Genomic DNA, 10,071 nt, shown 5'->3' with positions numbered 1-10,071 from the left:
GACCGCTGCCACACCGACCGGCTCGGCCAGTTCGGCGAAGTGCTGCCCGGCAACGCCTACGGCTTCTGAGCGCAGCCGATTGACGCCCGCCCCCGCCTGCCGTTACAACCGGTCGCGTGTCCCCGTAGCTCAGCAGGATAGAGCACAGGATTCCTAATCCTGGGGCCGTGAGTTCGAATCTCGCCGGGGACACCACAAATTTCGCCCCGAGACCGCAGGTGCGAGGCAGCGCCATTGCCGAACAGGCCGCATAGGTCGGGGCCCGTCGCCGGGCCCCGATCTCACTGCGCCAGGCCGCCGAGCAGCATATATTTCAGCTCGACGAATTCCTCGATGCCGTGGGGGCCGCCTTCGCGGCTGTTGCCGCTCTCCTTGATGCCGCCGAAGGGGGCAAGTTCGGAGGAGAGCAGGCCGGAATTGACCCCGACCATGCCGTATTCCAGCGCTTCGCCGACGCGGAAGATGCGGCCGACGTCACGCGAATAGAAATAGGCGGCGAGACCGTATTCGGTCGCATTGGCGGCGGCGATCACCTCGTCTTCGGTCTCGAAGCGGAAGACCGGGGCGACGGGGCCGAAGATCTCTTCCCGGGCCACCGTCATGTCCGCCGTCACGTCGCGCAGCACGGTCGGCTCGTAGAAGGTCCGGCCGAGGGCGTGATGCTTGCCGCCGGTCACCGCGCTGGCGCCCTTGGCCTTGGCGTCGGCGACCAGGCGCTCGACCTTGGCCAGGGCGTCCGGCGTGATCAGCGGTCCTTGGGTGACCCCCGGGGCGGCGCCGTCACCGACGACGAGGGCGGCGACACGCTCGGCGAGGCGCTCCACGAAGCGATCGTAGACCCCGGCCTGGACATAGAGCCGGTTGGCGCAGACACAGGTCTGCCCCATGTTGCGGAACTTCGAAACCATGGCGCCTTCGACCGCGGCATCGACATCGGCATCGTCGAAGACGATGAAGGGCGCATTGCCGCCGAGCTCCAGGGCGACCTTCTTCACCCCGCCGGCGGCTTGGGCCATGAGCAGCTTGCCCACCTCGGTCGAGCCGGTGAAGCCCACCACGCGGACGGCGGGATGCGAGCAGAACACCTTGCCGATCGCCGGTGCATCGCCGGTGATCACATTGAAGACGCCGGCCGGAATCCCCGCCCGCCGGGCCAGCACGGCGAGTGCCAGGGCGGTGAAGGGGGTTTCCGGCGCCGGCTTCACCACGGCGGTGCAGCCGGCGGCGAGCGCCGGGGCGATCTTGCGCGTGATCATGCCGGCCGGGAAATTCCACGGCGTGATCGCGGCGACGACGCCGGTCGGCTGGCGCAGCACCAGGATGCGGGCGTCGGGCCGATGCGAGGGGATGGTCTCGCCGTAGATCCGCTTCGCCTCTTCCGCGTAATATTCGACATAGGAAGCGGCGTAGTCGATCTCGCCCCTGGCTTCGGCCAGCGGCTTGCCCTGTTCGGCGGTCAGGATCTCGGCCAGGTCTTCCCTGTTTTCGATGATCAGCTCGAACCAGCGGCGGAGGACGGCGCTCCGCTCCTTGGCCAGGCGGGCGGCCCAGGGCTTGAAGGCGCGCGACGCGGCCTCGACCGCCGCCGTCGCCTCGGCCGCACCGAAGTGCGGCACGGTACCGATCAGCACGCCGGTCGCCGGGTTATGCACGGCGTCGACGCCGTCGCCCAGGAACTCGCCGTCGATCAGGCAGCGGTTCTCGAGCAGGGAAGGATCCCGCAGCGGCAGGGCCACCGGGGTCTTGAATGCGAAGGTCATTTCCCTCAGGCCCCCTGATAGGCGGCGGCGAGGGCGGTCTCGAGCTTGTCCAGCCCCTCGTCCAGCACGGCGTCGGAAACGGTCAGCGGCACCAGGACGCGGATCACGTTGGCATAGACGCCGCAGGAGAGAAGAATGAGCCCGGCCTTCAGCGCTTCCGCCGTGACCCGCTTGGTCGCTTCGGCATCGGGCTCGTAACCGCCCCCCGACTTCACGATGTCGAAGCCGATCATGGCGCCCGGACCGCGGATCGCGGTCACCGGCACGGTGTCGTTCCGGGTGTTGATCTTGGCGACGCGGGCCTTGATCCGCTCGCCGATCGCATTGGCGCGGTCGAGCAGCTTCTCTTCGGCGATGACGTCGAGCACGGCGAGCGCCGCGGCGCAGGAGATCGGCGAGCCGGCATAGGTGCCGCCGATGCCACCCGGGTCGGCCGCGTCCATGATCGGCGCCTTGCCGATCACGCCCGAAATCGGGAAGCCGCCGCCGAGCGACTTGGCCACCGTGACAAGGTCGGGCTCGACACCGGAATGCTCGATGCCGAAGATCTTGCCCGTGCGGGCGAAGCCGGTCTGCACCTCGTCGGCGACCAGGACGATACCATGCTCGTCACAGATGGCGCGGAGCGCCTCCAGGAGTTCCTTGGGTGCCGGATAGAAGCCGCCCTCGCCCTGCACCGGCTCGATGATGATGCAGGCGACGCGGGCGGGTTCCACGTCGGCGCGGAACAGGAATTCGAGGGCGCGCAGCGAATCCGCGACCGAGACGCCATGCAGCTCGTTCGGGAACGGCACGTGGAAGACCTCGTTCGGCAGCGGGCCGAACTTCCGCTTGTAGGGCAGGGTCTTGCCGGTCATCGCCATGGTCATCATGGTGCGGCCGTGGAAGGCGCCGGTGAAGGCGATGACGGCCGAACGGCCGGTATGGGCGCGCGAGATCTTCACCGCATTCTCGGTCGCCTCGGCGCCCGTGGTGAAGAACACGGTCTTGGCCGGACCCTTGAAGGGGGCGAGCGCATTCAGCCGCTCGGCCAGGGCGACGTAGCCCTCGTAGGGGGCGACCTGATAGGCGGTATGGGTGAAGTGGTCGAGCTGTTCCTTGACCGCGGCGATCACCTTCGGATGGCGGTGGCCGACATTCAGCACGGCGATGCCGCCCGCGAAATCGACGAAGCGATTGCCCTCGACATCCCAGAGTTCCGCGTTCAGCGCCTTTTCGGCATAGACCGGATAGGCGACGGAAACGCCGCGCGGCGTGGCGGCTTCGCGGCGGGCGGTGAGTTCGGCATTGGTGGCCATGGCGGCATCCCTCGGGGCTGACGAAGGCCCGAATGGTGCGGCCGAACGCCGCCGCCGACTATCAGGTTTTCTGCGCCGACTGGTGCTCTGCAAGCACCATTTCTTCGGTGCGCGCCTCGAAGAGGACGTCAGGCCGCGGCCAGCCGCCGGCCTGGCCCCGCCCCTGGTCGAGAGCGCGGAGCAGACTGCGGCAGAATTGGGCGGGCGATACCGTCTGGCCCGGGGCGTGGCGGCGCAGGCGGATCTGCCAGCGCTGCTCGGGCGCATCGTCGGCGAAGACCAGGACCAGGGTTGCATCGCCGTGGCGGGCCCGGTCCATGCCGACTGCCCTCGCTTCGGACAGGGCTCGGCGGGCGCCCTGCACCTTGGCATCGGTGAAGACACAGGCGACGAACTGGTCGCCGCTGATCGCCAGCGCCCAGATCGCCGTCGTCCTGCCCGGTCCGAGCGGGCGGTAGGCGAGGCAGGCGGCACTCACTGCCTCGCCGTCCAGAAGGCCGTAGCGGGTGAGCACGCGGACCGCGGCCGGCTCGACAGCGACGGCTGCCGGGGCCCGGACGCGGCGCCACGCCTCGACCGCCAGGACCAGGAAGGCGGCGGTCGGCAGGGCCAGCACCGGCGGCCCCCGGTCGAGCGCGAGCCAGGCCAGCGCCGCCGCCCCCAGCAGGGCGGCGACGCCGGTGGCGGCCCAGAAGCGGCGGCCGGGGGCCAACCGGAAGAGGATGAGGCTGCGCCCTGGCCGGTAATAGGTGACCGCGGTCAGCAGGACCGCCAACCGCCGCCCTGTCCTGATGCCGCTCGTCAAACCAAGGAAGGCCAAGCCGAGGGCAAGGAGCCAACCGGGCTCGTTCGCCAGCCAACGCAGTCCGGCCCCGGCGAGTAGGCAGAGGGTGAAACCGGCGATTCCGCAGAGCGGCGCCAGGACAATGGTCAACCAGAGCCGATGTTTCCGGCTCAGGGCCGGTACGACAAGGAGGCGCTCGCCCGCGGCCGGCGTCATCGGCCGGAGACCGTATCGGCCAGGGCACTGGCGAGCCAGTTGCGCAGGCGGCCCATCGAGCGCCCCTCCCAGGCCGCCGCCGGCCCGCGCAAGCCATAGGGGCCGAGGCGGATGTCGGTCTTTAGCACTTCGACGAGGCGCCCGGCGGCGAGGTCGTCGCCGACCAGCAGGCGGTTGGCCAGCGCGATACCCTGGCCCTGGAGCGCCGCCTCGATCGCGGCATCGGCATGCCAGAGCCGGGGGCCGTGCAGCGGCGGCACCGGGTCGAGCCCGGCGGCGGCCAGCCACTGGCGCCATTGTTCCCGGCTCTCTTCGTGGATCAGGGGGGCGGCGGCAACGTCGGCCGGGCCGGCGAAGGGACCTCGGCGGGCGACGAAGACCGGGCTCGCCACGGGAAAGAAGCGCGGCATCGCCAGTTCGACCAGGGTCAGGCCCGGCTGGGGCTTCAGGTTGAAGCCGATCTCGGCATCCGCCTCGCCCTTGGCGAAATCGGGCGAACGGTCGGTCGGCTGCAAGACGATGTCGACCCCGGGCAGTGCCGCCTCGAGATCGGCCAGGCGCCGGGTCAGCCAGCGGACGGCGAGGCCGGGCACGCAGACGATGCGCATCTCGCCCGAACCGCCGCGGGGCGACAGTTCCTCGGTCGCCGCGGCGATCAGGTCGAAGCCCTTGGCGATCCGCTCGTAATAGCGCCGGCCCTCGGCTGTCAGCACGATGCCGCGGCCGTCCCGCTCGACCAGGCGGACGCCGGCCCAGGCTTCGAGATTATGCAGGTGCCGGCTGACCACCGTATGGCTGACGTTCAGGTCCTCGCCGGCACGGCGGGTGCCGCCCAGGCGGGCCACCGCCTCGAAGGCGCGAAGGGCAGTCAGGGGTGGCAGGCGACGGGACAAGGCGAACCCCGGAAGTGGCGGCGCGCCGACCTTACACGGCGCAGGACCCGACCGGAACCGGGAGCTGTTGCTCGCCTGCCGCAGCGCCGATTCATTTCACATCAGCGCTTCTGTCCCATCTGGACAGCCGTTTGCGAATGCGGCCGAATTGCGGCACTGCATCACGAGACCGGAGCAGGGGCGCCGGCGGTGAGCAGGAGCATGAGGGCATACGCCTCGCGCCCGAGGCGCCGCAGCCGTCGCATGGCTTTCAGGCCTAGGGCCGACCGCCCGGTCGGCGCGCTCGGGCCAAAGGTACCTGCCGCTGGCCCTCACCCCTCGACTCCGGATCGACGTCATGACGTGTTACCTCATGCGACTCTTGCATGAGGGCCGTGCAATCCCGCGAGTGGAAGAGTGCGCCCGCGAAGGAACCGGGGAGCGCCGTGCAGGGTTCATGCTCTGACGCAGTTTCGGGTCAACTAAAGATGCGCAAATACGCCGTCAATCTCGCTGTCCTACTTGTCGTGCTGGCCGCCCATGCGGGTGTCTGGGCCTGGTTCAACCGCCCGGCCTCGATGACCGATTGGGAAGGCTCGCTGCAGGCCGTCTCCTTCGACCCCCACCGGGCCGACCAGAACCCTAACGAAGGGCGCAACCCGACTCCTGCGCAGATCGACGAAGATCTGGCGCTGGTCTCGACCTTCGCCCAGGGCATCCGTACCTATTCGACGCAGAACGGCCAGGACGAGATCCCGCCGATGGCGGCCGAACACGGGCTCGCCGTGATCGCCGGCGCCTGGCTGGACAAGCGCCAGGACAACAACGACGCCGAGATCGCCGGCCTGATCCGCGTCGCCAACGACAATGCCAACGTGAAGCGGCTGATGGTCGGCAACGAGGCGGTGCTGCGCGGCGACGTCACGGTTCCCGAACTGATCCGCATGATCAAGAAGGTGAAGGGCCAGGTCGACCAGCCGGTCTCGACCGCGGAACCCTGGCATATCTGGCTCGACCACCCCGATCTGGTCGAGGCGACCGACTTCATCGCCGTGCACCTGCTGCCCTATTGGGAAGGCGTGCCGGCCGACCAGGCGCTCGACTACATCACCCGCCGCTACGACCAGCTCGCCCGCGCCTATCCGGGCAAGAAGATCGTGATTTCGGAAATCGGCTGGCCGTCCGACGGCCGGATGCGCGACGGCGCCGTCCCCGGCCTCACCACCGAAGCCAATTTCATCCGCGATTTCCTGGCGCTGGCGCGCGCCCGCGGCTGGGACTATTCGATCATGGAAGCCTTCGACCAGCCCTGGAAGCGGCAGATCGAAGGGGCCGTGGGTGCCTATTGGGGCCTCTATGACGCCGACCGCCAGGCCAAGTTCCCGCTCGCCGGCGATGTCACCTCGGTGCGCGATTGGCCGTTGCTGGCCGCCATCGCCGCGGCCATCGCCCTCCTGCCGCTCACCTATTTCCTGCGCAAGTCGAACAACCTGCGCGCCCCGGGCAAGCTGCTCTTCTCGAGCCTGCTGATGGTGGCGGCCAACCTGATGGTGTGGACCGTCCATTACGGCACCACGCAGTACCTGAACCTGCCCATGATCGCGGTCTGGACGGGGCTCTCCTTCGGCATGGTGTTCCTGCTGACGCTGATCCTGGCCGAAGGCTTCGAGATGTCGGAAGGCCTGTTCGCCCGGCGCGAGAAGCGGCATTTCACGCCCTTCCGCCTGACGCCTGCGGCCGAGCGCGACCGCGTCTGGCCCAAGGTCTCGCTGCATCTGCCGATCTGCAACGAGCCGGCCGACATGGTGCGCAAGACCCTCGACAGCCTGGCCAAGCTCGACTACCCGAATCTCGAAGTCCTGGTGATCGACAACAACACCAAGGACCCCGCGATCTGGCAGCCGGTGCAGGCTTACTGCGAACTGCTGGGAACGCGCTTCCGCTTCTTCCACCTCGAAGTCTGCAAGGGCTTCAAGGCCGGTGCCCTCAACTTCGCCATGGGCCAGACCGCGCCGGACGTCGAAGTGGTGGGCGTGATCGACAGCGACTATCTGGTCGAGCCCGACTGGCTGAAGGCGACGATCCCCTATTTCGACGAGGAGAAGGTCGGCTTCGTGCAGGCGCCGCAGGACCATTACGACTGGGCCGGCAATGCCTTCAAGGAGATGATCAACTGGGAATATGCCGGCTTCTTCCACATCGGCATGAAGATCCGCAACGAGCGTGACGCCATCATCCAGCACGGCACCATGACGCTGGTCCGCCGCAAGGCGATGGAAGCGGTCGGCAACTGGTCGACCTGGACCATCTGCGAAGACGCCGAGATGGGCCTGAAGCTGATGCACGAGGGCTACAAGTCGGTCTATATCAACCACCGCTTCGGCCGTGGCGTGACGCCGGACAGCTTCGCCTCCTACCGCGGCCAGCGTTTCCGCTGGGCCTTCGGCGCGATGCAGATCCTGCGCGGCCGCATGTCCTGGCTGAACCCCTTCAAGTCGACCGGCCTGACGCTGGCCCAGAAGTATCACTTCATCATGGGCTGGGCGCCCTGGTTCGCCGACGCGATGAACCTGGTGTTCACGCTGGCTGGCCTCGCTTGGACCGTGGGCCTGCTGCTGCTGCCCGAGATCTTCGCCTTCCCGGTCACCCTGTTCCTGGTCCCCACCCTGGCGGTCTTCGGCTTCAAGCTGGCCTATACGTTCTCGCTCTACGCCAAGCGGGTGCCCTGCACGGTGACCCAGGCGGCGGGCGCCGCGATCGCCGGCCTGGCGCTGACCTATACTGTCGGCAAGGCCTTCCTGATCGGCCTCGTGAAGAAGGAAAAGCCCTTCCTGCGCACGCCGAAATGCGAGGACAAGCCGGCGGCCATCCGCGGGTTGCTCCATGCCCGCGAGGAAACCACGCTGATGCTCGCACTGTGGGCGGCGGCGGCGGCGGTCGGGGTGGTCTATGGCCCGCACGACAAGGAAGCCTATGTCTGGGTCGCGGTCATGGTGGTGCAGTCCCTGCCCTATCTGGCGGCCCTGGCGCTCTCCATGATCAGCGCCGTGCCGGGCCTGCGCTGGCTGCCCTTCGGCCGGCCGGCGCCCCGGCGTGAGCCGATCGCCAACGGCCGGATGCAGACCCCGGGCGCCGGGCATTGAGCACAGCCGAGCGGCCGCGCGGGCCGGGCCTCGTCCGGGCCTTCCTGCGCGGCCGCTTCTTCCGCTTCGCCCTGATCGGCACGGCGGGACTTGTGGTCAGCATCGCCGCCGTCCATCTGGCGGCGGATCTCTTCGGCCTCGACCTCTATTCGGCCGGCGTCTTCGCCTTCGTGGTCGCGGTCACCTTCACCTTCTTCTGCAACCGCCTGATCACCTTCCGCGACGCCGCGCGTGAGCCGGTGCTGCGCCAATGGGCGCACTTCGTGGTGAGCCAGCTCGGCGGCCAGGCGGTGAATTACGCCGTCTATGCCGCGACCATCACGCTCTGGCCGCTGGCCCGCGACTATCCCTCGATCGCCGTCGCCTTCGGCTCGATCGCCGGCCTCGCGGTGAATTTCACCGCCGCCAGCAAGCTGGTGTTCAAGGCGGACCGGGGCTGATCAGGTCGCCGTCGCCACCGGCGGGATCTCGCCGCGGCGGCGGGGGCGCTTCGGGGCGCTGGCGGGCATGGGCTCCAGCACATCGACCTCTTCTTCGGTCAGGGCCGCTTCGGCCGCGGCTGCGAGTTCGGCCAGGGCGTCCTTCAGGAAGGACACGAAATCGGCGATGTCCGGCATGATGCGCCGGCACGACGAGACGCCGATCGAGATCGTGCCGTTGTAGCTGAAGATCGCGAGCAGCAGGCCCATGCCGTCGAAGATCGGGCCATAGCCGATCTGGGCCACCAGCTTGCTGCCCAGGCTGTAGAGCGGGATCTGCGGCCCGGGCACATTGGTGATCACGCAGTTGAACAGCGGACGATGCGCTTCCGCCGCCTTCATGCGGGTATAGAGGCGGGTCGCCAGGGCCGCCGTGGCCGAGGGCACATAGCGGGTATAGTCGGTCAGCGCGCGGGCGCCGATCGCATTGGTCAGGCTCTTCGAGCGGGCGGTATTCTGCTGGACGGCGGCGAGCCTCTCGAGCGGATGGGCGATGTCGGTCGCGATCGAGACCAACATGCCCGAGACCTGGTTGCCGAGCTGGCCCTTCTCCGCCTCGTTGCGGACCGAGATCGGCGCGAAGGCGATCAGCGACTTGTCCGGCAGGGCGTGGTGCTTTTCGAGCCAGCGGCGCAGCGCACCGGCGCAGATGGTCAGGATCACGTCGTTGACCGTGGCACCGTCGACCGCCTTGCGGATCCGCTTCACGATATCGAGCGGGAAGATCGTGCCGTCCCAGATGCGCTGGGCCGAGATCGGCACGTTCAAAGGCGTCCGCGGCGCCTGGAAGGGGGCCGCCGGCGGGTTTTCCCGGTATTTGGGCAGGTGGGCAGCCGCACTGATCACCGAAGAGGCCAGCTTGGGCACCACTTCGAGCAGCTTGAAAGGCGCCACCACCGAGGTCGCTGCCGTGCGCAGCAAGAGCTGGCCCGCCGTCGGGATCCGTTCCGGCACCCAGCGGCGGCGCGGCGGCTCGATGTTGCGGCCTTCCGGCGTCATGTCGGTCAGGGCGAAGAGGATGTCGTTCGCGGAAACGCCGTCGATCGCGGCATGATGAATCTTCACCAGGGTGGCGAAACAGCTCGGCGGCATGCCCTCGATCGCCCCCAGCCCCTCGATCACATAGAATTCCCAGAGCGGGCGGCTGCGGTCCAGCGGATGCGAGAGAATGCGCGAGACCATGGCCGCCAGGGTGGGCCAGTCGCCCGGCTGGGGCACCGCGGTATGGCGCAGGTGGTAGTCGAGGTCGAAATCCGGATCCTCGATCCAATAGGCGCGGTCGAGGGAGAGCGGCACTTCGACCAGGCGCTCGCGGAAGGTGCGGGCGAGATGCAGGCGCTTTTCGATGCCGTCCCGGATCGCCTGGAAACTGAAGGGCTCCTTGGCGGTCGAGGGGTCGTAGAAGCAGAGCCCTGCGATATGCATCGGCGAATTAGCGGTCTCGAGGTGCAGGAACCCCTGATCAAGTCCGCTCAACTGACGCATCGATCGCCTCCCCAGCGCGGTTTCCGGCAAGGTG

At 68.4% G+C, this 10,071-nt stretch carries 7 protein-coding genes and 1 tRNA gene; 3 read left to right on the top strand and 5 right to left on the bottom strand.

Translation table 11 applies throughout. The annotated features are described in order from the left end of the window. Window positions 1-118: 118 nt before the first annotated feature. Window positions 119-195: transfer RNA gene (locus WC493_RS05595), tRNA-Arg, on the top strand. An 86-nt stretch (window positions 196-281) separates the two neighbouring features. On the opposite strand, the gene WC493_RS05590 is transcribed toward WC493_RS05595, so the two are convergent. The 4 genes from WC493_RS05590 to WC493_RS05575 form a co-directional block, all read right to left on the bottom strand. Beyond that, window positions 282-1,760, bottom strand: a complete 1,479-nt coding sequence (locus WC493_RS05590) for an NAD-dependent succinate-semialdehyde dehydrogenase (RefSeq protein WP_373063391.1) — start codon at window positions 1,758-1,760, stop codon at window positions 282-284. 5 nt (window positions 1,761-1,765) lie between these two features. Then, window positions 1,766-3,058, bottom strand: coding sequence for a 4-aminobutyrate--2-oxoglutarate transaminase (gene gabT, locus WC493_RS05585; RefSeq protein ID WP_373063389.1), 1,293 nt, complete (start codon window positions 3,056-3,058; stop codon window positions 1,766-1,768). Window positions 3,059-3,119: 61 nt separating this feature from the next. Further along, complete coding sequence (locus tag WC493_RS05580; RefSeq protein ID WP_373063387.1) at window positions 3,120-3,833, bottom strand: hypothetical protein; 714 nt, start codon at window positions 3,831-3,833, stop codon at window positions 3,120-3,122. Between the two features lie 221 nt (window positions 3,834-4,054). Further along, window positions 4,055-4,951, bottom strand: coding sequence for a LysR substrate-binding domain-containing protein (locus tag WC493_RS05575; protein WP_373063385.1), 897 nt, complete (start codon window positions 4,949-4,951; stop codon window positions 4,055-4,057). Between the two features lie 467 nt (window positions 4,952-5,418). Between WC493_RS05575 and WC493_RS05570 the strand changes: the two genes are divergently transcribed. Both WC493_RS05570 and WC493_RS05565 read left to right on the top strand, forming a co-directional pair. Beyond that, window positions 5,419-8,073 carry a glycosyltransferase gene (locus tag WC493_RS05570; protein WP_373063383.1) on the top strand — a complete coding sequence of 885 codons (2,655 nt, stop codon included), beginning with the start codon at window positions 5,419-5,421 and terminating at the stop codon, window positions 8,071-8,073. Next, on the top strand, window positions 8,070-8,513 hold the full coding sequence (locus WC493_RS05565; protein ID WP_373063381.1) for a GtrA family protein: 444 nt from the start codon (window positions 8,070-8,072) through the stop codon (window positions 8,511-8,513). Before WC493_RS05570 ends, WC493_RS05565 begins: the two co-directional genes overlap by 4 nt. Here WC493_RS05565 and WC493_RS05560 read toward each other — a convergent pair whose 3' ends face one another. Further along, a complete protein-coding gene (locus tag WC493_RS05560; RefSeq protein WP_373063379.1) occupies window positions 8,514-10,037 on the bottom strand; it encodes a wax ester/triacylglycerol synthase family O-acyltransferase in 1,524 nt (507 codons plus the stop codon). Window positions 10,038-10,071 lie beyond the last annotated feature (34 nt).

It is taken from the genome of Zavarzinia sp. (assembly GCF_041650655.1).
In the GTDB taxonomy this organism is placed as follows: Bacteria; Pseudomonadota; Alphaproteobacteria; order Zavarziniales; family Zavarziniaceae; genus Zavarzinia.
Note: the sequence above shows the minus strand (reverse complement) of the source record. Positions and strands in the feature narration are given on the sequence as shown.

Bases quoted from the DNA above. Each gene is read 5' to 3' on its own strand.
- WC493_RS05590 (WP_373063391.1), bottom strand. From the start codon at position 1,760: ATGACCTTCGCATTCAAGACCCCGGTGGCCCTGCCGCTGCGGGATCCT.
- gabT (WP_373063389.1), bottom strand. From the start codon at position 3,058: ATGGCCACCAATGCCGAACTCACCGCCCGCCGCGAAGCCGCCACGCCG.
- WC493_RS05570 (WP_373063383.1), top strand. From the start codon at position 5,419: ATGCGCAAATACGCCGTCAATCTCGCTGTCCTACTTGTCGTGCTGGCC.
- WC493_RS05560 (WP_373063379.1), bottom strand. From the start codon at position 10,037: ATGCGTCAGTTGAGCGGACTTGATCAGGGGTTCCTGCACCTCGAGACC.